The 21,417-nt window shown below is 71.9% G+C and carries 22 protein-coding genes and 2 tRNA genes; 12 read left to right on the top strand and 12 right to left on the bottom strand.

Annotated elements, in window-relative coordinates; all coding sequences use genetic code 11:
* From LX88_RS16825 to LX88_RS16795, 7 genes are all read right to left on the bottom strand, one after another.
* The coding region (locus LX88_RS16825; RefSeq protein ID WP_258948715.1) for an IS701 family transposase at window positions 1-963 on the bottom strand (963 nt) is incomplete at its 3' end.
* A gap of 71 nt (window positions 964-1,034) precedes the next feature.
* A complete protein-coding gene (locus LX88_RS16820; RefSeq protein WP_258948714.1) occupies window positions 1,035-2,144 on the bottom strand; it encodes a leucine-rich repeat domain-containing protein in 1,110 nt (369 codons plus the stop codon).
* Window positions 2,138-3,466: an SDR family NAD(P)-dependent oxidoreductase gene (locus tag LX88_RS16815; protein WP_258948713.1), complete on the bottom strand. Its 1,329-nt coding sequence runs from the start codon at window positions 3,464-3,466 to the stop codon at window positions 2,138-2,140. The genes LX88_RS16820 and LX88_RS16815 overlap by 7 nt, the downstream gene beginning before the upstream one ends.
* 4 nt (window positions 3,467-3,470) lie before the next feature.
* Window positions 3,471-3,543: transfer RNA gene (locus LX88_RS16810), tRNA-Asp, on the bottom strand.
* Window positions 3,544-3,550: 7 nt separating this feature from the next.
* A tRNA-Trp gene (locus LX88_RS16805) sits at window positions 3,551-3,624 on the bottom strand.
* Between the two features lie 50 nt (window positions 3,625-3,674).
* The gene (locus LX88_RS16800; protein ID WP_258948712.1) at window positions 3,675-4,814 is read right to left on the bottom strand and encodes a GDSL-type esterase/lipase family protein; all 1,140 of its coding nucleotides are present in this window, start codon (window positions 4,812-4,814) and stop codon (window positions 3,675-3,677) included.
* Window positions 4,811-5,128, bottom strand: a complete 318-nt coding sequence (locus LX88_RS16795; RefSeq protein WP_258948711.1) for a winged helix-turn-helix transcriptional regulator — start codon at window positions 5,126-5,128, stop codon at window positions 4,811-4,813. Before LX88_RS16795 ends, LX88_RS16800 begins: the two co-directional genes overlap by 4 nt.
* A 62-nt stretch (window positions 5,129-5,190) precedes the next feature.
* Here LX88_RS16795 and LX88_RS16790 point away from each other — a divergent pair, with 62 nt between their 5' ends.
* The 5 genes from LX88_RS16790 (at window position 5,191) to LX88_RS16770 (ending at window position 9,505) form a co-directional block, all read left to right on the top strand.
* A complete protein-coding gene (locus LX88_RS16790; protein ID WP_258948710.1) occupies window positions 5,191-5,664 on the top strand; it encodes a group II truncated hemoglobin in 474 nt (157 codons plus the stop codon).
* Between the two features lie 93 nt (window positions 5,665-5,757).
* A complete protein-coding gene (locus tag LX88_RS16785; protein ID WP_258948709.1) occupies window positions 5,758-6,408 on the top strand; it encodes a helix-turn-helix transcriptional regulator in 651 nt (216 codons plus the stop codon).
* Window positions 6,405-7,325, top strand: a complete 921-nt coding sequence (locus LX88_RS16780) for an ornithine cyclodeaminase family protein (RefSeq protein WP_258948708.1) — start codon at window positions 6,405-6,407, stop codon at window positions 7,323-7,325. Before LX88_RS16785 ends, LX88_RS16780 begins: the two co-directional genes overlap by 4 nt.
* A complete protein-coding gene (locus LX88_RS16775) occupies window positions 7,322-8,410 on the top strand; it encodes an alanine racemase (RefSeq protein ID WP_258948707.1) in 1,089 nt (362 codons plus the stop codon). The genes LX88_RS16780 and LX88_RS16775 overlap by 4 nt, the downstream gene beginning before the upstream one ends.
* Window positions 8,411-8,677: 267 nt before the next feature.
* A complete protein-coding gene (locus LX88_RS16770) occupies window positions 8,678-9,505 on the top strand; it encodes an SCO6745 family protein (protein ID WP_258948706.1) in 828 nt (275 codons plus the stop codon).
* Here LX88_RS16770 and LX88_RS16765 read toward each other — a convergent pair.
* Complete coding sequence (locus LX88_RS16765; protein WP_258948705.1) at window positions 9,471-10,451, bottom strand: hypothetical protein; 981 nt, start codon at window positions 10,449-10,451, stop codon at window positions 9,471-9,473. The two genes, LX88_RS16770 and LX88_RS16765, sit on opposite strands and share 35 nt — an antisense overlap.
* A 64-nt stretch (window positions 10,452-10,515) precedes the next feature.
* Window positions 10,516-11,355 carry a helix-turn-helix domain-containing protein gene (locus LX88_RS16760; RefSeq protein WP_258948704.1) on the bottom strand — a complete coding sequence of 280 codons (840 nt, stop codon included), beginning with the start codon at window positions 11,353-11,355 and terminating at the stop codon, window positions 10,516-10,518.
* 102 nt (window positions 11,356-11,457) lie between these two features.
* Here LX88_RS16760 and LX88_RS16755 point away from each other — a divergent pair, with 102 nt between their 5' ends.
* Entirely contained in the window at window positions 11,458-11,937 is a 480-nt protein-coding gene (locus LX88_RS16755) for an SRPBCC family protein (protein ID WP_258948703.1), read from the top strand.
* A gap of 1 nt (window position 11,938) precedes the next feature.
* Here LX88_RS16755 and LX88_RS16750 read toward each other — a convergent pair whose 3' ends face one another.
* Complete coding sequence (locus LX88_RS16750) at window positions 11,939-12,667, bottom strand: DUF2306 domain-containing protein (protein ID WP_258948702.1); 729 nt, start codon at window positions 12,665-12,667, stop codon at window positions 11,939-11,941.
* A 109-nt stretch (window positions 12,668-12,776) separates the two neighbouring features.
* On the opposite strand from LX88_RS16750, the gene LX88_RS16745 reads away from it, so the two are divergent.
* The 6 genes from LX88_RS16745 (at window position 12,777) to LX88_RS16720 (ending at window position 19,501) form a co-directional block, all read left to right on the top strand.
* Window positions 12,777-13,544 (top strand): TetR/AcrR family transcriptional regulator, encoded by a 768-nt coding sequence (locus LX88_RS16745; RefSeq protein WP_258948701.1) that lies wholly within the window; start codon window positions 12,777-12,779, stop codon window positions 13,542-13,544.
* An 83-nt stretch (window positions 13,545-13,627) separates the two neighbouring features.
* Complete coding sequence (locus tag LX88_RS16740; RefSeq protein ID WP_258948700.1) at window positions 13,628-14,950, top strand: hypothetical protein; 1,323 nt, start codon at window positions 13,628-13,630, stop codon at window positions 14,948-14,950.
* Between the two features lie 64 nt (window positions 14,951-15,014).
* The gene (locus LX88_RS16735) at window positions 15,015-16,256 is read left to right on the top strand and encodes an AAA family ATPase (RefSeq protein ID WP_258948699.1); all 1,242 of its coding nucleotides are present in this window, start codon (window positions 15,015-15,017) and stop codon (window positions 16,254-16,256) included.
* Window positions 16,256-17,485: a vWA domain-containing protein gene (locus tag LX88_RS16730; protein ID WP_258948698.1), complete on the top strand. Its 1,230-nt coding sequence runs from the start codon at window positions 16,256-16,258 to the stop codon at window positions 17,483-17,485. Before LX88_RS16735 ends, LX88_RS16730 begins: the two co-directional genes overlap by 1 nt.
* 65 nt (window positions 17,486-17,550) lie before the next feature.
* Entirely contained in the window at window positions 17,551-17,934 is a 384-nt protein-coding gene (locus LX88_RS16725) for a VOC family protein (protein ID WP_258948697.1), read from the top strand.
* Window positions 17,935-18,061: 127 nt separating this feature from the next.
* Window positions 18,062-19,501 carry a hypothetical protein gene (locus tag LX88_RS16720; protein ID WP_258948696.1) on the top strand — a complete coding sequence of 480 codons (1,440 nt, stop codon included), beginning with the start codon at window positions 18,062-18,064 and terminating at the stop codon, window positions 19,499-19,501.
* A gap of 55 nt (window positions 19,502-19,556) precedes the next feature.
* On the opposite strand, the gene LX88_RS16715 is transcribed toward LX88_RS16720, so the two are convergent.
* Window positions 19,557-20,738: a serine/threonine-protein kinase gene (locus tag LX88_RS16715; RefSeq protein WP_258948695.1), complete on the bottom strand. Its 1,182-nt coding sequence runs from the start codon at window positions 20,736-20,738 to the stop codon at window positions 19,557-19,559.
* Between the two features lie 182 nt (window positions 20,739-20,920).
* Entirely contained in the window at window positions 20,921-21,415 is a 495-nt protein-coding gene (locus LX88_RS16710; protein WP_258948694.1) for a cupin domain-containing protein, read from the bottom strand.
* Window positions 21,416-21,417 lie beyond the last annotated feature (2 nt).

The raw sequence follows: 21,417 nt of genomic DNA, 5'->3' as shown, positions 1-21,417 counted from the left end.
GGGCAGGCTCCCATCCTCGGCTCTCGGGATGTTGCGGTTGGCCGGGCGGACCCGCAGCGCGAGGAACCTCGATCGCATGCTCGCGGTCGGGTTGCCGGGCGACTTCTTGGTTCCGTGGCGCCAGACCACGAACTTGCCCGCGCCGCGTCCGGCGGCGATGGCCAGGGACTTCAAATCTGTTGGCTTGTCGGCATAGCGCGGTCCGGGCGGGCGGCCGTTGCCGATCCAGGCCGCGGTCGTCGGCACCTCCTCGGCGGGGTGCGCGGTCGCCGCGGGGCTGACGGCCAGCACGTAGGTCAGGCCGCGTTCGGTCAGCCCGAGCCGGAACTCGGTGGCATCGCCGTAGCCGGCGTCCGCGACCACCGGCCGCTCTGGCAGGCCCCATTCTCCGGTGACCTCGTCGAGCATGTCCAGCGCGAGGCGCCACTTCTCCCGATGCCGCACCTCGTCCGGGACCTGGCTGCGCGCCCGGCGCGCCCGGATCTGCGCGGCGGCGTGCTCGTCGGCGGCTTTCTCGTCGTCCCATGATTCCGGCAGGAACAGTCGCCAGTCGATCGCGGCCGAGGCCCAGTCGGTGACCGCGTGCACGCTCACCCCGACCTGACAGTTCCCGGTCTTGCCCAGCGCTCCGCAGTACATGCGTGCCACACCAGGAGAATCCTTGCCGTCCTTGGGAAACCCGGTGTCATCGATGACCAGCGCGTCCGGATCGACGAACTCGCCGGCCCACCCGGCCAGGCGGCGGCGCACCTCGACGTGATCCCACGTCGAGGTGGACACGAACTGCTGCAACTGCTGATGATCGACCCCGAGCCGAGCCGCCATCGGCTGCATCGACTTGCGCTTGCCGTCCAGCATCAGCCCACGCAGATACAGCTCGCCCTTCGCCCGCTGATCACGCCGCGCGAACCCACCGAACATCGACGCCGCGAAGTCCTCGATCACCGGCCGAACCCGAGCCATCTCCTCCGGACGCACCCGACAAGAAGATCACACACGACAGCCACCCGAACATCCCACCTAACAAAGCACTACTAGTCGACCGGCTGGCGGTGCACGCTGCGCACCGCCGCCACGTCCGCGGGCACCGGAGGCCGTTCGGGGATCGCGGCGCTCAGCGCGTCGAGCCTGCGCCGGATGCTGCCCGCGACTCCCTTGCCCAGCACGAAACGGGTGGGCGTGGCGGCGCGCTGGGCTCCGTCGAGCAACCGGTGGGCCGCTTGGCTGCCGAGGCCGGTGTTGCTCAGCACCAGATGCCGCAACCGATGCGGCCGCTCCGCCAGCGCGTCCGCGATGGCCGTCGTGGCCTGGGCGTCCAGCCTGTTGTCCCCGGCGCCCAGCACCCCGGCGGCCTTGACCCGGCCGAGATCGCACACCTCGACGCCCGCGGTCGCCGCCGCGGCCACCAGGCGGGCGGCGGCCCGCGGGCCGATTCCGTTGCTGGCCAGCGAGATCCGCCGCAGCCGGCCGGAGACGAGTGCGTCGGCGATGGTGTGCGCGCCGGCGTCGCCCAGCCCCGCCGCGGACACGTACAGCTCGCTCACCGCGTCGGCGGCCAGCAACGCCGCCAGGTGGGCCGCGCCGGCCGGGCCGAGCGGGTTTCCGCCGAGGTAAAGACGTTCCACGGGCCTGCCGGCGGCGGCCGCGGTGATCACGGCTGCCACCAGCCGTTGCACGGCGGCGGCGTCGAGGCCGGTCTGGACGAGGTCGAGCGTGCGCAACGACCGTGCGGACTCGACGAGCCCGGCCGCCGCGTCACCGTCGCCGATCGGGTTGCGCTTGAGCCAGATGCCGGTCACGCGGCTCGCCTGCGGCGACATCCGCAGGTTGTCCGCGATGCGGCACGCGCCGCCGGCGGTGATCCCGTTGCAACCCAGGTAGAGCGTCTCGACCTCGCGCTGCACCGCCTCCCCCGCCACCTCGGCCGCGCCGTCGCCGAGACCGTCGGTGCCCAGCAGCAGGTGCTTGACCACGCCGGGGCGCAACGCCTGCGCCACCAAGGCCGCACCACCGGGTCCGAGGTCCTGCTTGCACAGGTCCAGCCTGCCGTCGGGAAGCGCGGTGCCCGTCGGGAAGTCCAGCCGCCGCCCCGCGGTCGTCCCGGTGCGCAGCCAGGCCAGCAGCGGTTCCAGCGAGCTCACCACGCCGCCTCCCGGTAGTCCTTCAGGAACACCCCGGCGAACGGCTCTCCCGCCTCACCTCGCACGATCGGGTCGTAGACCCGTGCCGCACCGTCCACGACGTCGAGCGGTGTGCGGAAGCCGACCTCCGCCAGCCGCGCCTTCTTCGGCGCCGGGTTCTCGTCGGTGATCCAGCCGGTGTCGACGGAACACATGTAGACGCCCTGCTCCGCGAGGTCCGGCCCACTGGTGCGGGTCAGCATGTTGAGCGCGGCCTTGGCCATGTTCGTGTGCGGATGACCGGAAGTCTTGTTCCGCACGGCGAACCGGCCCTCCACAGCGGTCACGTTGACGACGTACCGGCGCGAATGCGGCGACGCGAGCAGCAACGGCAGCAACCGGTCGCACAACAACGTCGGCGCGAGCGCGTTGACCAGCTGCGTCTCCAGCACCTCGGCCGCGTCGAGCTCGCCGACCCTGGCCGACCACGAGTTGACCGGCGCCGTGTCCGGCAGCAGCCCGGCCTCGTCGATCTCGGCGAGCGCCAGCGCGCCGCTGTTCTGCTCCAGCGCCAGCATCGGACTGAAACCGGGCGCCAGCAGGGCGTTGTGCGGTTGCGCACCGCTCTCGCCGGCGATCAACGCCGCGTACGACTCCGGCGGCCGGCGCACGGTCTGCGCCGCGTTGTTGACCAGCACGTCGAGCGGCCGGCCGTCCTCGCGCAGCGACTCGGTGAGCCCGAGCACCTGCCGCGGATCACGCAGGTCGATGCCGACGACCGTCAACCGGTGCAGCCACTCCGCGCTGCCGGGAGCCTCCTCGAACCGCCGCCGCGCGTCCCGCGGGAACCTGGTCGTGACGAGCAGTTCGGCCCCGTCCCGCAGCAGCATCAACGCCACCTGGAACCCGATCTTGACTCGCCCGCCGGTGAGCAGCGCCCGCCGTCCGGTCAGGTCGGTGCGCGCGCTGCGGCGCTCGGTGTTCTCCCGCGCACAGGCCGGGCACAGCCGGTGGTAGAACGCGTCGGCGCGCCGGTAGAGCTCCTTGCACACATAACAACGACGGGCGCGCGCCAGCTCCCGTTCCCGCGCGTCCTCGACGGGCGGCAGCGGCGCGTCCTCACGGCGGTCCAGCGCGCCCGTGGCGGTCGCGGCGTCGACGGCGGCGTCGGCCAGGGCGTGCTCGGCCCCGCGCACCTTCCTGCGGCTCTTCCTGCCCTCACGCGCGAACGACTCGGCGACCCGCTCCGCCTTGAGCCGCACCGGGTCGTCGGCCGGAAGCGCGCGCAACCGCGCGACGGCCTCGTGGAACGTCGCGAGATCGGCTTCGGTGATCCTGTCCGTCATGGTGCGGTCCCGGCCGGATTCGAACCGGCGTGATCCGCCCTGACAAGGCGGCGCGTCTGCCTCTGCGCTACGGGACCTGGCCTGCCGGGGCGGCCGGATTCGAACCGGCGTGATCTGGATGTGGAGTCCGGTGCGACTGCCTCTGCGCTACGACCCCGGCATTGGCGTCATCGTAACCAGCGCGTCTTCCGTCCCAACGGAACGGTCCCTACCGGGCAGCGAACGGACCGGCGAACGCGTACCGCGCGAAACGCTCGCCGATCAGTTCGTGCGTGGCCGTGTCGGGGTGCAGGGCGTCGGGCAACGGGTGCGTGACGGCGTCCTGTTCGCCATAGAGGCGCGTGCCGTCCAGGTAGTGCAGGTTCGGGTCGTCCTCGCGGCGTTCGGCCAGCGACGCCAGTGCCTCGCGGACGATCCGCAACGTCAGCTGCGGCGCGTCGCCGTGCGGACCGGTGGCGGTGAAGACGATCTTGCCCGCGCCGAGGGCCTCCAGGTCCATGCCGCCCGGTCCCGGTGTGTCCTCGTAGGCGCCGCAGAAGATCGGCGACATCAGCACGAGCGGCGTGGCGGGGTGGCCGTCGCGGATCGTGTCGAGGAAGCCGTGCACGGCCGGCACGAAGGCCCGCAGCCGCATGACGTCGAAGTTCACGACGTTGATGCCGAACTTGACGCTGATCAGGTCGGCGGGGCGGTCCCTCATCACCCGCGCGACGAACGGGTCGACCAGCGCGCTGCCGCCGAACCCGAGGTTGTGCAGCTCGACCCCACCGCGGCGTGCGGCGACCGCGGGCCAGATGCGGGCCGGTGTGGCCGCGTTGGAGCCGCTGCTGATCGAACTGCCGTGGTGCAGCCAGATTCGGCGGTCCGAGCCGGCCGGGCGCACCGGGGCGTCCGTGCGCAGTGCGACCAGGTCCACCACCTCGTTGTGGGGCAGCCAGATCTCGACGACCTTGTCGCCGGCGGCGAGATCGGCGAACCGCGCGGTGAACGGCGGGCCCTCGCGGAACTCACGTGCTCCGGTCCGCACGTCGAGCTCGGCGTGGTCGCCGCCCTCGAGCTGCTCGCCGGCGACCAGCTCTCCGTCGACCACCAGATCAACGCTGCCCCGCGACCGCTCGACGCCGCTGTAGGAGACCGAGGTCGGGTGCAGGACCAGCTCGATCGTGCGGGCTTCGGTGGCCAGCACCAGGCGTACACCGGAAGGCCTGCTCTCCGCGGTCATCAGCTGCGGGTCGGGGAAGCGTTCGCGCACCCATGCGGGCAGGCGATGCGGGCGCACGCCACGTGCCGTGGCCTCCAGTTCGGCGGCGCCACGCACGAGCTCGTCGGTCAGAGGTGTGGTGATCATGTGCCCACAATGCTCGCACCGGTGCGGGCGGCGCGCTCGACACCCCAGTCGTAGAGGGCCTGCAGGGCGGGTCCGAGGCTGCGGCCCTCGTCGGTAAGCGAGTACTCGACGTGCGGAAGCACCTCGGTCCGTGCCACCAGACCGGACTCCTGCAGCTCGCGCAGCCGCTGCACGAACATCTTCTCGCTGATCCCGGGCACCTTGCGGCGAAGGTCGCCGTAGTGGTGCGGTCGTTGCTTCAGGTGCGCGAGGATCACCGCGCGCCACTTGCCGCCGATGACGTCGAGGGCCAGCTCGACCGGGCAGTTGTACATCGGCGCTCCTCACCAAAAAGTGCGTACTTGCCGGGCATTTCGCGTGCTGCTGGAGTGGCGTCGTGATCAACGACCAGTCAACACCTTCTCTCTACACGTGGGCCGGGGGCGCGGAGGCGCTGCTCCGGCTGACCGAGGCGTTCTACCGCAGGGTCGCGGACGACGCGCTGCTCGCGCCGGTGTTCGCCGGCATGGACCCCGGCCACGCGCGGTACGTGGCGCTGTGGCTGGGCGAGGTGTTCGGCGGGCCGGCCGCGTACACCGAGGAGCGCGGCGGCTACGAGTTCATGCTCTCCCAGCACATCGGCCGGGCCATCACCGAGGAGCAGCGCCGCCGCTGGCTGAACCTGGTCATGGACGCGGCGGACGAGGTGGCGCTGCCGGACGACCCGGAGTTCCGTTCCGCTTTCGTGTCCTACCTGGAGTGGGGCACCCGGCTCGCCGTGCAGAACTCCGCGGCGGACGCCACGCCGTTCCACGGGGCGCCGGTGCCGAAGTGGGGCTGGGGCGAGGCGCCGCCGTACATCGCTCCCTGAGCCCTCCGTGGCGAGCACCACAGCGCACTGACGGCACCTTCGTGAGACAGTTTGTTCAGAACGTGACACTTCGTTCAGAACAGGAGGTCGAGCGTGCCGGACAACACCGCGGACGCCGTGTTCGCCGCGCTGGCGCCCGTGCTCGACGGCATCGCGGCGACCTTCGGCCGCAGCTGCGAGGTCGTGCTGCACGACTACCGCGACCCGGAACGGTCGGTCGTCGCCGTCGCGGGGTCGGTCACCGGACGCGTGCCCGGCGACGCGATGAGCGAGATCGGGCTGCGGGTGCTCGCCGCTGGAGCCGACGCCGGCAACGAGGTCGGCTACCTCACCCGCGCGCAGGACGGGCGGGTGCTCAAGTGCACGACGCTGCCGTTGCGCGACGTCGACGGGACGCTCATCGGCGCGCTGTGCATCAACATCGACGTGTCGGCCATCAACCGCGCCACCGGCGTGCTGTCGGACCTGCTCGGGTTGTCGCCGGCGCAGGAGATCAGCGCGACGACGAACTTCTCCGGCGACCTGGACGAGGTGGTCGAGTCGCTGATCGAGCGGGCCGAACGCGCGCACGCGGTACCCGTGACGGCGCTGGGGCGCGACGAACGGCTGGTGCTCGTCCGGTCGCTGAACGAGGCCGGCGTGTTCAGCCTGCGCGGCGCCCCCGCCCGCATCGCGAAGCGGCTCGGCATCTCCCGCACCGGCCTCTACAACGACCTCGCCGAACTCAAGAAGGACAAGCCGTGACCACCTTCATCAGTGAAGCCGAGTCGGCGGCGCTCGTCGACGACGACCTGGCGCTGGAGGCGGCGAGGGAGGCGTTCCTCGCCACCAGGACTGGTTCGACGTTCCCGGTGGTGATCGGGCACGCCTCCTCACCGCACACCAGGTTCACCCTCAAGTCCGGTTCCGCGGGCGAGCTCGCCGGGGTGAAGATCGGCAGCTTCTGGCCGGACAACACCGATCTCCCGCGCCACAGTTCCACGATCGTGCTGCTCGACCCGGCCACCGGACGGCTCAGCGCCGTGGTCGAGGCGGCGGCCGCCAACGCCTACCGCACGGCCGCCGCCGACGCGCTCGCCGTGGACACGCTGGCGCGCAACGACTCCCGGACGCTGACCATCATCGGCACCGGTCACCAGGCGCTGCACGAGGTGCGTGCGGTCAGCCGGGTGCGCCCGATCGAACGAGTCCTCGTCGTCGGCCGACGCGCCGACGCGGCGCTGGAGTTCGCCGCCGCCGTGACCGCGCAGACCGGCCTGCCGGCTGAACCCGCTGATGCCGAAGCCGGAGTCGCCGCGGCGGACGTGCTGGTCACGGCCACCACGGCCCGTCAGGCGTTGTTCGACGCGAGCTGGGTCATGCCCGGCACGCACATCTCCGCCATGGGCGCGGACGGCCCGGGCAAGCAGGAACTGCCCGTCGCGCTGTACGGCCGCGCATCGCTGTTCTGCGACCTGCCGGAACAGTCGCGGGCGATCGGCGAGTTCCAGCACGCCGGGTCCGCGACGCCCGTCGCACTCGGGCCGGTGCTCGCCGGTGACGCCACGGGCCGGACGTCGCCCGAGGAGATCACGGTGTTCGACAGCTCCGGTTTCGCCCTGCAGGACCTCACCCTGGCCGCCGCCCTGCTGCGCCGCCTCTCGTCAGGAGCATCCGAGTGACCACTGTGGACACGCCGTTCGCCGTGCTGGACACCGACCGGCTGGACCGCAACGCGGCACGGCTGCGCGACCACCTGGCCGCGCTCGGCGTCCCGCTGCGCCTGCACGTCAAGACGTCCAAGTCCGTCGAGGTCGCGCAGCGCGTGCACGCGGGCGGACCGATCACCGTGTCGACGCTCGCCGAGGCCGAGCACTTCGCCGACGCCGGCTACCGGGACATCCTGTACGCCGTGGGCATCGCCCCGCACAAGCTGCCGCGCGCAGCCGAACTCCTCCGACGCGGCGTTCGGCTCACCGTCCTGCTCGACTCGCTCGCCCAGGCCGAGGCCGTGACCTCGTTCGCGCGCAAGGAAAACCTGCGCGTGCCGGCGTTGATCGAGATCGACTGCGACGGCCACCGCGGCGGCGTCGCGGCCACCGATCCAGCGCTGCCCGAGATCGGCCGCGCCCTCGGCGACCACCTCGCCGGTGTCCTCACCCACGCGGGCGAATCCTACTTCGATTACACACCAAAGGCCCTGCACCAGGCCGCGCAGAACGAACGCGACACCGCCGTCGCCGCGGCCACGGCCCTGCGCGCCGCCGGCCTCCCGTGCGAGATCGTCAGCGTCGGCTCCACCCCCACCGCCCACGCCGCGACGGACCTGACCGGCGTCACCGAGGTCCGCGCGGGCAACTACGTCTTCTTCGACCTCGTCATGGCGGGCATCGGCGTCTGCACAACCGACGACCTGGCCCTCACCGTGGCCGTCACGGTGATCGGGCACCAGCGCGACCGGAACTGGGTGATCACCGACGGCGGCTGGATGGCGACCTCGCGGGACCGCGGCACGCAGGCGCAGGCTGTCGACCAGGGTTACGGCCTGGTCGCCGACGCCGGCGGCACGCTGATCCCCGGCCTCGTCATGACCGGGGCGAGCCAGGAACACGGCGTCCTGAGCACGCGGGACGGCGCGCCGGTGCCCGACCTGCCGATCGGCACGCGCCTGCGGATCCTGCCCAACCACGCCTGCGCGACGGCCGCCCAGCACGACCGCTACCACCTGGTCGGCGGGGAGGTCTGGTCCCGGCACCGCGGCTGGTGACCGCTGGAGGGCCCCGAGCCAGGCGTGGCCTGGGTGCACCCGGTTCAGCCATTCGCGCAGCGACCAGCGCCGCCGCGGGCCCAACAGGGGCAGGACGCCCTCGAAGTCCTGCTGGTCCTTCGCCGGCAGATCCACGTGCCACCGTCATGCGGCTCGCGGAAGACGTCGCACCGCCAGTCGCGTTCTCGGTGCTGGACTTCCTGTCGCTGCCCGGCAAGGTGATCCGCGCACCGCGCACGGCATCGGTCCTCTGACACGATGACGGCCATGACCCGCACCGCGCGTCGTATGTTCGAGCTCCTGGAGCCGATCTGCCTCGTCACCTTCTTCGCCCGCGAGTGCGACGAGGAGCTGGCCGCGCTCGGCCACCGCGGCTACTGGGACGGCTACTTCGCCAGCCGCGCCGCGCCGTTGGGGCGCGTGCCGGCGGAGGTCGTGCACGCGGCGTTCTACAACTTCGCCGACGGCGAGGCCGCGCGGCACATCCCGAAGGCGTGGGAGAAGATCCCGCCCGAGGCGTCCGTGGCCGCGCGGGAACGGGGCAGCGCGGCCTCGCTGCGGCGGATCTCGGGCGCCGAGATGGCCGCCTCGCCCGGCCTCCTGCGCGCCGCCGACCTCACCACCAAAGCCGCGACCAGCGCGCCCACCGAAGGCCGGATCATGTACGCCGCCATGCGCACCCTCGAGGTGCCGGGCGACCCGGTGGCCCGGTTGTGGCACTCCGCGACCATGCTCCGCGAGCACCGCGGCGACGGGCACATCGCCGCCCTCGTCGGCGCGCGCATCGGCGGCACCGAGGCCCACGTGCTCTCCGCCATCGCGATGGGGATCCACCCGCCGGAGTCGTTCGGGCGCATCCACCACCTGTCACAGGAGCGGCTGGCCGCAGTCGTGAACGGCTTGCGCGAGCGCGGGATCGTCGATGCCGACGGCAGGTTCACCGACGCCGGACGTGAGCTCCAGCAGGGCATCGAGGACCTCACCGACGAACTCGCTGCCGCGCCCTACGAGGCCCTCTCCCCCGCCGAGCTCGAAGAGCTGACGGCCGCGCTCGAACCCATTACCGCAAAGCTGGTGGCCACGGGGTCGAAGTGACCAGGCGGGCCCGCAGCATGTTGGGGTCCGTCCCGGTGAGGTAGGCGGCGCTCGGCACGTAGACGTCGCGCCCGCGCACCACGACCGTGGTCGGGCCCTGCAGTCCGTCGGCGGCGGTCAGGACCACGGTGTGCGTGCCGTCCGGCCGGACCAGCGCGACCTGGTTGACGGTGTCCAGCGCGGCGATGATCTCGGTGCCGCGGCCCGTGAAGGCGAAGTCGTCGATGCCGGTCAGACCGGTGGCGACCACCTCCGCTCCGCCCGCGGTCCCGTTGGCGCGCAACGGGATGCGCACGATGGTCCCCTGGTCGAGGTTGGTGACCCACACCGCGCCGTCCCGCAGCCGGAGACCGTTCGCGCCGAGGAACCCGGCGGGAGCGAGCGCCTGGTCGGACGACCAGACCGTGGCGGTGCCACCGGACGTGGGCACCTGCCACACGGAGCCGGTCGAGTCGGCGACGTAGAGGGTGCGCCCGCCGAGCGCGATGCCGTTGGGCAGGCTGCCCGCCGGCAGCGCCGCGATGCGCCGCGGCGTGCCTCCTGGCCGCAGGCTCCACACGCCGGTGAGGTCCGCGGTGCCGGTGGCGTACAGGAAGTACAGAGTTCCGTCGGCGGCCCGCTCGATGCCGACGGTCAACGGGAACCCGAGTGCGGGTGTGTTCACGCCGCCGTCCGCGGGCGCGGGCAGCGTGGCCAGAGCCCTGGTCCTGCCGCCGGGTTTGATCTCGGCGATCTGCCGGGCCTTGGCGAACGTCACGTACGCCGTGCCGTCCGGGGCGAACACCATGCTCTCCGGTGTCTGCCCCTTGCCGAGGTCGAAGTGCTGCACGACGCGGGCGGCGCACAGCGGGTAGGTCGCGGCCGAGGCCGGGACTGCGAGCGGGACGAGGGAACTCGCGGCCAGAACGGCGGCGACGAGTGCCTTCCGGGCAGATTTCGCGGACATGCTTTCCTCACTGTTTTCGGGCATGCGGCAGCGCCGCGCCCTGCTTGCCGGGGTTTTCGGGGGTTCAGGCCGTGGCTTGGGCGAGCAGCGCCAGCGCGGTGTGCGAGGACGAGCCCGGTCGCGCGGTGGCCACGACGACGCTCGGACCGAGGCCGTTGCTCAGGGTCTGCTGGGTGACGGTCAGCGGGCCGACGAGCGGGTGCCGCATCTCGTAGACGGCCGTGGCACAGGCTTTGACGCGGTGGTCGGCCCACATCGAGGCGAAGTCGGTGCTCTTCGCGCTCAGCTGCCCGACCAGCTCGTGCAGCGCGGCGTCGTCCGGGTGCCGGCCCACCACCAAGCGCAGGTTCCCCACCACCGCCCTGGCCTTGCTCTGCCAGTCCGCGTAGAGCTCGCGGGTGTGCGGGTCGAGGAACACCAGCCGCGCCATGTTCGGGCGCACCGCCTGGCCGGCCGCGGCGAAGTCCAGGTGCCCGGCGAACAACGCGTGCCCGAGCCTGTTCCAGGCCAGCACGTCGCTGCGCAGGCCCAGCACGACGGCGGGAACGTCCGCCAGTGCGGCCAGCAGCTGGGCGGTCGCCTCGTCGACGCGTTCGGCAGCCGGCCTGCGCACGCGTGCCTGCTTCACCGGTGTGGCCAGGACGTGCAGGTGCTGCCGTTCGGACTCGTCCAGCCGCAACGCGGTGGCGAGCGCGTCCAGCACCTCCGGCGAGGCGCCGGTGGAATGCCCCTGTTCGAGCCTCGTGTAGTAGGAGCTGCTCACCCCGGCCAGCCGGGCCAGTTCGTCCCGGCGCAGACCGGGAACGCGGCGCCGTTCGTCGTACGTACGCACGCCGACGTCCTCGGGACGAAGCTGCGAGCGCCGCGTCCTGAGGAACTCTCCGAGCCGTGCGATGTCGTTCACGGGTTCGAGTATGTGCGCGGCCCGCACGCTGCACGTGTCCCTGCCAGGGATACGCAGCGCTGGGAATGGTCCGGTCTCGCGGCAGCCGGTCAGATGGGTGTCATGAACGACATCGATCTGACCGATCTCACCTTCACCCGCCGGGCGTGGGTGGACGCCGCCCCCGCCGACGTCTACCGGCTCGTCAGCGACGTGTCCGCGATCGCCCGCTGGAGTCCCAACGCGAGCGACGTCGCCTACGACGACGACGCGAGCCCCGCGGTCGGTGCGTGGTTCAGCGGCCACAACCGCAAGGACGGCAAAGAGTGGACCAGCCGTTCACAGGTGGTGAAAGCCGAACCCGGCACGGTTTTCGCCTTCGTGGTCGGCGGCGCCGAGGACGGCATCGTCGAGTGGAGCTGGACGCTGCGGGGTCAGGGCCGGGGCACCGTCGCGGAGCAGTCGTGGCGGCTGCTCCGCACCGATCCCGTCCTCGGCCGCACCATGGCCGACCTGGTCGCGTTGCGGGACTACATGGCGGACAGCGCCGAGACCACGCTCACCGCACTCGCCGAGTGGGTCACCGGCCGGGGTTCGCGGTAGGTCACGCCGCGAGCGCCGCGGCCTTCGGTGCCACCGGACGGCGGGCGCGGGGTTTGCGGCGCTCCAGGATCCAGTCCGTGAGCAACAGCAGGAGCAGAGGGCTGAGCCAGACGCCGATGCTCGTCGCGGTGTTCCGCATCAGTTCCTCGTTGCCACCGAACGCGGTGTCGACCTGGGGTGTCAGCACGATCATGGCCGGGATGTTGATGACGCGGCTCAGCGCGATCGACATCGCGAGGGCGAAGCTGCGCGACATCCACCTGCGGTGCTCGTCGTAGCGCCGCAGCAGAGCCATCCTCAGTCCGGCGATCGTCATCACCAGCCACAGCGCCGATCCCACGAGGTTGGCGACCAACACCGACGGGCCCGCCGCGGTGTGCCAGCCGATGTACAGGCCGAGCACCCCGGCGGGCAACGCCCCGGCGTAGACGTAGATCCGCCCGGTGACGCGGTGACCGGTCCGGTGCCGCGCGCGGAAGGCCGGCCAGACCTGGAAGCAGGCGGTCGCCATCGCGACGGTGCCGAAGAGGACGTGCGCGACCAGCAGCGGGTAGTAGAGGTCGTTGCCCTCCGGCGGTTTCAGGCGCGAGTGCGCCGGGTCGAAGGTCAGGTAGGGCGGCACGGAGAACGCGAGGAACGCCGCCACCACCAGCATCAGCGGCACGATCCAGGGCCGGCGCCACCAGCCGGCCTGCTGACGTGGCGGAACCGGTGCGTGCGTCAAGGTCATGGCGAATCCGTTCGAGGTGGGGACCAAGCCGAAACTATGTACACCATACATAGAAACGTATGACGTACATAGTTTTAGGATGGCACCGGGCGACCGGACGGGATGGCGGATGACGACACGTGACAGCAAGGACTCCGATCTGCAGCGCAGCCTCACGCTGCTGTGGACGGAACGCCGCCGTGGTCAGCGCGGGCCCCGCTCACGGCTCACCGTGGAGCTGATCGCGCAGGCCGCGGTCCGGATCGCGGACGCGGACGGGCTGGACGCGGTGTCCATGCAGCGGGTCGCCACCGAGCTCGGCTACTCGACGATGTCGCTCTACAACCACGTCCCGAGCAAGGACCTGCTGCTGGAGGTGGCCGCCGACGTCGGCGCCGGCGCTCCCCCGGACCTCGGCGGCACCGCGGACTTCCGGGAGGCGGTCCGGCGGTGGGTCGGCGCGCTGTGGGCCGGTTTCCACAGCCGGCCCTGGATCCTGCGCGTGCCGCTCGACCACGCACCCGTGGGCCCCAACCAGCTCGCGTGGCTCGACCGCCTGCTGCGCCCCCTGCTGGCGGCCGGACTGCCCGGTGGCGAGGCGAGGGCGGCCGCCCTGCACCTGACCGCGGTCGTCCGCGGCACGGCGCAGATCAGCATCAACATGGCCGGCGAACACAAGCGCGACAACGGGATCCCGCGCTCCGACGCGGACCTCACGCACGTCGTCGCCGAGCTCCTCGACCCGGCGGACTACCCGGCGCTGACCGCCGTCCACGCGGCCGGGCTCGCCGGCCCCGAGCGGGCGGACGGGGACGCGCTGCCGTTCGAACTCGGCTTCGGCGTGGACCGGTTCCTGGACGGGATCGAGAGCTGGGTGGCAGCGAAATCAGGCGACTGAATCCTTGCGGGCTCTGCTACGGTGTCCGCGATGATCACCAATTCGAGCAGATCGGGGGTCCCGTTCACCGAAGGTGAGTGCTGATGCACCACTCGACCGTGAATGGATCTTCCCGCCTCACCTTCTGGTCGCACGTGCGCGAGTTCGCCGTGCCGGCGTCGATGATCGAGTCCGCGACCGCCCGCCGTCTGGCCGGTGACTGGTCGGGAGCCTGCGCTGCCGCGCGGGTCGATGTCGATTTCACCCTCCGTGCCCTGAGTCGTACGCATGGCAAGCAGTTCGCGGACCTGGTCCGCGCCGACCTGCGTCACCTGACCCCGGACCTGCTCCGGTGGCACTTCCCGAGAATCAGGCCCGACGGCGTGTTGCGCCCCGGCCTCACCGTCTCCCTCGCCCGGTACCGACCACCCGACGGTGGCGACGAGGTGCATCTCGTCGCGCGCACACCGCCAGCCTGGGCCGGCGCGGGGCAACGGATCAGCATCGCGCTGTGGGAGCGGTCCGGGGCCTTGAGCGGGGCCGGCGGTCATCCACATCCCCGGCCCGACCGGCGTTTCCGGCTCGATCTGCACCGTCACCTGTGGGATGCGCGCAGAACGTCCGAGCTACGAGAACGTTGCGGGGCAACGCAGTATCCCGGCCAATCGGATGGACGCGCCACGCACCGGTGGGCGGCCGAGGCCGCGTTGCTGCTCCGCGCCGAGGGGTATGCGGGCAGTTCCGTCGTGGTCCGGCTCGGTGCCAGGCAGCACGTCGTGCTCGACCTGGACGCGCCGGGCGTCGCCGCGACTCCCCCGCGTGGCAACACGCTGCCGGTCCTGCCTGACGCGGCGACCTGGGTGCCTCCCGACCTGGAGCTGTGGCACGCCGGCGCGATCGACGCCGACCGGCTGCACCCCCTCGTCAGGTCGGCGCTGCTACCGGGACACCAGCCGGTGGGTGCGACGCGAAGTCCAGACAGCACAGGGAGTTCGCGCCTCGTCGACTGTCGCGGTGACCTGCACCGGATCGGCGTGGTGGACGGGGTGCTCGTACCGCTCGACCACAGCCCCGACGAGATCCGCCGGGAAGAGCTGCTGGCCGCACTGGGCGGCCAGAGCCTGCCGTGCCTGCAGGCGATCGACACGACGCACCGGCACCCCGAGGATCTCGTGGACATCCGTGCCCGGATAGACCACGGCGACGTCGCCGGTGCCCTCGCCGTCGTCGAAGGCCTGCTCGGACCGGACGCCCTGCTGCTCAGCGGGCCGTTGCGCGACGAGTTGGAGACGGCGGCGCGGCGCAAGGTCCTGCACGGGCTGTACCGGGCGGAACTCCACGACGTCCGGCCACTTCCGTCCACGAAGGACCCTCGCCGGCCGAGAAACCGTGCTCGCCGGTTGCGTGCGGCTCTCCGCGTCCTCTGACTCACCCACCCTCTCCTCGCCCGGCCGGCGCACGGCCTCCGACTTGAACCAAGGTGATCGACACATGCCCACGACGACTGTCCACAATGGATCAACGACCAGCCGGCCACTGGACGTGGCCGCCGACCTGCTCGCCCTGCTCGGCGACACGTCCACCGAGTGGCGGGCCGACCCGCAGCTGGAAGCACTGACGCTGGCCGTGTCCGCCGACCTGCCGGTGCTGCTGTGGGGTGAACCCGGGATCGGCAAGACCGCGGCCCTCACCCAGCTCGCCGACTCCCTCGGGCTGCCGCTGACCACGGTGATCGCCAGCGTGCACGAGCCCTCGGACTTCTCCGGCCTGCCGGTCGTCGGCGACGATCCGGCGACGCAGGGCGTGCCGATGGCTCCTCCCGACTGGGCGGTCAAGCTGGTCAGGGCCGGGCGCGGACTGCTGTTCCTGGACGAGCTGTCCACCGCGCCGCCCGCCGTCCAGGCCGCGTTGCTGCGGGTCGTGCTCGAACGCCGGGTCGGCGCCCTGCGCCTGCCGCCGGGCGTCCGGATCGTCGCGGCCGCCAACCCCCGCGCCTCGGCCGCCGACAGCTGGGAGCTGAGCCCGCCGCTGGCCAACCGGTTCGTCCATCTCAAGTGGACGTTCGACCACGAGGTCGTGGTGCGCGGACTGGGCGGGACCTGGCCGACCGCCTCACTTCCGCGGCTGGCCCCGGAACTGCTGCCCGACGCGGTGGCGTTCGCCCGCCGGGCGGTGTGCGCACTGCTGGCCGCCCGGCCGAACCTCGTGCACCAGATGCCCAAGAACGAGGCGCTGCGCGGCGGCGCCTGGCCATCGCCGCGCAGCTGGGAGATGGCGTTGCGCCTGATCGCCTTCGCGACGGCGGCCGGCACGTCCCGGGAGGTGCTGTCCATGCTGGTGCGGGGCACCGTGGGAGACGGTCCCGGGCTCGAGCTGCTGGCGAGCCTCGACCGGATGGACCTGCCCGACCCCGAGGACCTGCTCGCGGATCCGGCGGCGGCCGTGCTGCCCGAGCGCGGCGACCTGCGGCAGGTGGTGCTCGACGGGGTCGTCGCCGCGGTGCGCAACCGGCCGGACGAGGCCCGCTGGAACGCGGCGTGGGCACTGCTGACCCTCGCTGTCGAGACCGGCCCGCCGGACCTGGTGGTCGTCCCGGCGTCCACGCTCGCCACGCTGCGGCACGACGACTGGCAGGTCCCCGCGGCGATCGAGCAGCTGGCCGGAGCGGTGTCGCTGTCGCAGCGGGCGGACCAGGCCAAGGCCCGCACCAAGACCGTCGCGGGTGTCCGCTGATGACGGCGACGCGAACGCTGGACGAGGAGAAGCTGTTCGCCGCCCGCCTGTACGCGGTGCACTGCCGGCCGTACCTGGCGACGGCGTTGTTCGCCCTCAAAGTCGTGGAGTCGCGGCAGGTGCCGACGATGGCGGTGGACCGGCACTGGCGTTGCTACGTCTCGCCGGCGTTCGTCGACGCCAGACCGCTGGAGGAACTCGCCGGGATCTGGGTGCACGAGGTGTCCCACCTGATCCGCGACCACCACGGGCGCGGCGACCGGTTCGCGGCACGCCACGAACTGAGCGGGCCCGGCGAACGGTTGCGGATGAACATCGCGGCGGACTGCGAGATCAACGACGACGTCTTCGGCGACGGCCTGGTGTGCCCGGACGACGCCGTGCGGCCGGCGGCGCTCCGGCTGCCGCCGGGTCAGCTGATGGAGGACTACCTGCGGCAGTTCCGGCTCGGCCCGCACACCGGCGCGTTCGCCTGGCTCGACTGCGGCAGCGGCGCGGACGGTCTGGAACGGGAGTGGGACCTCGGGGCGGGCGGCGCGCACGGCCTGACCGCGCACGAGCAGGACGCCGTCCGGTTCCGCGTGGCACAGAGCATCACGGGCCACCCGGGCTCCCTGCCGCAGGGGTGGCGACGGTGGGCGGAGGAGGCGTTCCACCCGCCGCAACCGTGGCGCGACCTGCTGGGAGCGGCGGTGCGTTCCGCCGTCTCCGGCCCCGGCGTGGGCGAGGACTACACCTACGGCAGGCCCGCCCGCAGGTCGGCCGGCGTGCCGAAGGTCGTCCTGCCGAGCTTGCGGCGCAGGCCGCCCAAGGTCGTCGTCATCGTCGACACCTCCGCGTCCGTGAGCGACGCGGAACTGGGCAGCGCGCTCCTCGAGATCACCGCGATCGTCCGTGCGGTGGGCGGCCGCCGTGATCTCGTCTCGGTGTTGTCCTGCGATGCCGCCGCCCATGTCACCGGTCCGCTGTGCCAGGCGGAGGGAATCCCGTTGGTGGGCGGCGGTGGCACCGACCTGCGCGAGGGCTTCGCCAAGGCCTCGCGCACCCGCCCGGACGTGGTCGTGGCCCTCACCGACGGCCAGACCCCATGGCCTGACGCGACACCACCCTGCCGGACGGTGGTGGGTCTGTTCCCGCGACCACGTCCGTCCGGAATGGACGACGAGGACGATCCCGACTACGTTCCGGACACCCCGCCCGACTGGGCGCGGGTGGTCACCATCGGCTGACCGTTCAGACGCAGCGCCTGGGCGACCGTGATGCGGGACGCCGTGGCCGTGGGCAGAATGCGGTGATGCGGATCAAATTCCAGGTCGTCGCCTTCGACGCCGCCGATCTCACGCAGGAGAGCCGCTTCTGGGCGGGTGTTCTCGGCGGGGAGGTGCAGGAGGACGACGACTGGCACATGGTGATCGTCGACGGGACTCCCCGGGTCGGCGTGCAGCTCGCGCCTGACCACACGCCGCCGGAATGGCCGGACGGGCCGACCAAGCAGCAGGTCCACCTCGACCTGTGGGTCGAGGACTTCGCCGAGGCGCACGAGCAGGTCATGGCCCTGGGCGCCAAGGTGCTCAAGCCGGCCATCGGGAACACCACCGGGGACGACTTCCAGGTGTACGCCGATCCTGCCGGGCACCCCTTCTGCCTGTGCTGGCTGGTGGCCGAGCAACCCAGGTGAGCCGTTGGTCGCAGGTCGTTGCGGCAGAAGGCGCAACTTCCCGCAGCTGACATCCCCGGTGCCGCTCCGCGCGTCTCTAGGCACGAGAGGCCGCGCCGAGCGGCCTGCGGAAAACTGGGGTTCTCCTTTGCGTGCTTTGACCATCGGTGCCGCGGTCGTGCTGACCGCGGCACTGGCGCCCGGTGCCGCCCAGGCGGCGCCTCCGTCCAACGACGACTTCGCCGGCGCCACCGCGATCACCTCACTCCCGTTCTCGTCCACTGTGGACACCCGAGAGGGCACCGCGGCGGACGACGACCCCTCCCACTGCTGGTGGAGCACCAGCAGCGTCTGGTTCCGTTACACCGCACCGGCTGACGGTTTCGTCCGGATGACGACGGACCGGCCGGACGACCAGAAGCCCGCCGTCTCCGCCTACACGGGCGAGCGTGGCGCACTGACCTGGACGGCGGGTGCCTGCCAGTACCCGCACGGCGGCGGTTCGAACACGTTCGCGGTGACCGCCGGCACGACCTACCACCTCCTGGCGCAGGACACGAGGTTCGCCGGGCCGGTGACGTTCGGGCTCGAGCTGGTGCCGCGGGCGGCCAACGACGACCTCGCGTCCGCCGCCGACATCCGGCTGGACACCGCCGCCACCGGTGACACCGGACCGGCCACGACCGAGACGGGCGAGATCAGGCCGGGCTGCGACGGTTCCTCCAGTCGTTCGCTGTGGTTCCGCTACACGGCCGACCGTGCACTGATCATCGCGGCGAAGGTCGGCGACAGCCGGAGCAACGCGGGTGTCGCCGTGTTCCGCGGCAGCGCACTGACCGAGGTGGACTGCCGGCAGAGCGCGCACGACCCGGCGATCTTCGCGGCGACGCCCGGTGAGACCTACTACGTCCGGGTCGCGGACGACGTGTACGGCGCGGGACCGCTGACGTTGCGGCTGGCCGAGGCGCCACCGATCAAGCCCACCGCGTGGTGGGTGTCGCCGCAGCAGCCCGGCGTCTTCGACGACGTCCGGTTCGGCATCGATCCCGGCGATCCGGCGGGACGCTGGCTCGCGGGCGGCGAGGTGCGGTTCGGGGACGGCACGTCCGCCCCGATCCCGGCGGTGCCCGGCACGGCGGAGGTCTGGCACCGGTACGCCGCCGACGGCGAGTACGAGGTCACGATCACCGGCTACACGGCGGACGGCCGTTCCGGCTCCTCCACGCAGAAGCTGAAGGTCGAGACGCACGACGTGACCGTGTCGAACGTCGTCGCGCCCGCGACCGCGACGGCCGGTGAGACCGGGCGGGTCGAGGTGTCGGTCACCAGCACCGGCTACGCCGAGGGCGTCGTCGCCGAACTGCTCCGCCGCAGGCCGGACGGCTACCACACCGTCGTCGGCACGGTTCGCGGGCAGGTGGCGAAGGACGGCACGGTGGTCCTGCCGTTCGCGTACACCTACTCCGCGCAGGACGCGGCGCTCGGCAAGGTGACGTTGAAGGCACGGGTACGCCTCGACGGCCGCGAGGACAACAACCCGGGCGACAACGAACGCCAGCTCGAAACGACTGTCGTAGCAGCGAAGTAGGTCCTGAAGGGCCGGGCAACGTCCTATCAGGACGTTGCCCGTCCCTTCAGGAGGTTCAGGAGCCGCAGCCCTCCGGCGACCAGTCCCGGGAGCTCGCGCCGCCGGCCCGGACGACCCGCACCTCGACGCACAGCGTGCCCGACGCGGTCAGCTCGACCGACGGCTCGCTGACGGTGCCGGTCTTGAGCTCGTCGTTGGTGCGCCAGACGAACGTGTCACCGGGCTGCGGTGACGGGTAGGTCCACGAGAAGCGGAGCGTCTGCGGGTTCACGCGGACCACGGTGACCACGACCTCGCCGGCGGATCCGCCCTCGGCCGCGCTCTGCGGCTGCGCCCCGGTCGGCATCTGCACGGAGCCCTTGTCCTGCAGGAGGAGCGCACTGGTGATGCCGACCACGGCGACGGCCCCGGCCACTCCGGCGTACAGCGGCCAGCGGGACTTCCGGCGCGCGGGCGGATCCGGCGGACCGGCTGGGACGACGACCGCTGCCAGTGCGGCGGTCGGAGCCGACTCCTCGTGGATCTGCCGGAGCCGCTCGGCGAACTCGCCCGCGGACGCCGGTCGGGCGGACGGATCGGCGGACATCGCCTGGCGCAGCAGTGTTTCGAGGGAAACAGGTGCCCTGCCGGACGGCGGCGCCGCGCTGAGCAGGATGCGCTGCGCGATCGCCACGCGGGAGTTGTCGCCACGCGGCACCACGAACGGCGAATGGCCCGCGAGCAGGTGCCACAGCGTCGCGCCGAGCGAGAAGACGTCCGCACGGACGCTGTGCGCACCGCTGCTGAGCACCTCGGGCGCGGTCCACAGCAGGTGGTCTCCGCCGGTGGTGCCGAAGTCGGTCAGGTACACCTGCCCGTGCTCGTCGCGCAGCAGGTTGGCGGGCTTCACGTCGCGGTGCAGGACACCTGCCTGGTGCGCGGCGTGCAGGGCGTCGGCGACGCCCATCCCGATCTCCAGCACGCGCGCGAAGGGCATCGGTGCCGCGGCGGCCAGGTCACCGTCCGGGAAGTACCTCATCACCAGGTACGGCATGCCCGCGCGGGTCCGTCCGGCGCGCTCGGCGCTCGCGATGCCGGGATGCCGCAGACCCGCCACCGTCCTGATCTCGGCCACCCGCGGCGGGTCGACGAGCAGCTTCACCGCGACCTCACCGTCCGCGGCGCGGTACAGGTGAACGGTCCTGCCTAGCGGTCGGGCGTACCGGAAGCCGGGGATCTCCGGTAACTCCTCTGTCATTCGCCACCTCGAAGCCGGCGGCGCCCGTCGGGTGGCCCCGCCCACCAGACCGCGCCGGACACTCTGCAAGGCTTGGAATATTCCACCCCTGGCCCAAGTGTCAACCGTCAAACCACCAGTTGAGACGTGGCGAGGCCCTGAAACGGCGGACGGGCGCCCTGTCCGGGCGCCCGTCACTCACCTCAGTGCCGGCCCCAGTTGGGGACGTCGTGGCCGTTCATCGTCACCTCGAACTGGTCGTACTTCGCCATCAGGGCCAGCAACTCGTCCTCGGAGGGCTGGTTGCCGTCCGCGTACATCTCGGCGAGTCCCCTGAAGTACTCCTCGCGGTTGAGCGCGGGGGTGAAGATGATCAGCATCGTCGCCTGGTCCTCGTACGGGTTGTGGAACCCGTGCGAGACCCCCATCGGCACGTTGACGTAGGTGCCGGGCGGCGCGGCGAACGACTTGCCGTCGAGGTGGAGTTCCACCATGCCGTGCAGGACGTAGAACGCTTCGAGCTGCTCGTTGTGGACGTGCGGCGAGGCGCCGGGCGCTCCGGGGGCCATCCGGTGCTCGTACAGACCGAGCCTGCCGTCCGTCTCGCTGCCCCTGGCCTTGAAGGTCGTGTGGGTGGTCGTGCCGATCTGCACCGACTCGCCCTCGCCGGGAAGCAGGATGTTGGAGACTTGCGTCATGT

The sequence above is a fragment of the Lentzea californiensis genome, assembly GCF_024648825.1.
GTDB lineage: Bacteria > Actinomycetota > Actinomycetes > Mycobacteriales > Pseudonocardiaceae > Lentzea > Lentzea californiensis.
This window is presented reverse-complemented; position numbering and strand designations above follow the sequence as displayed.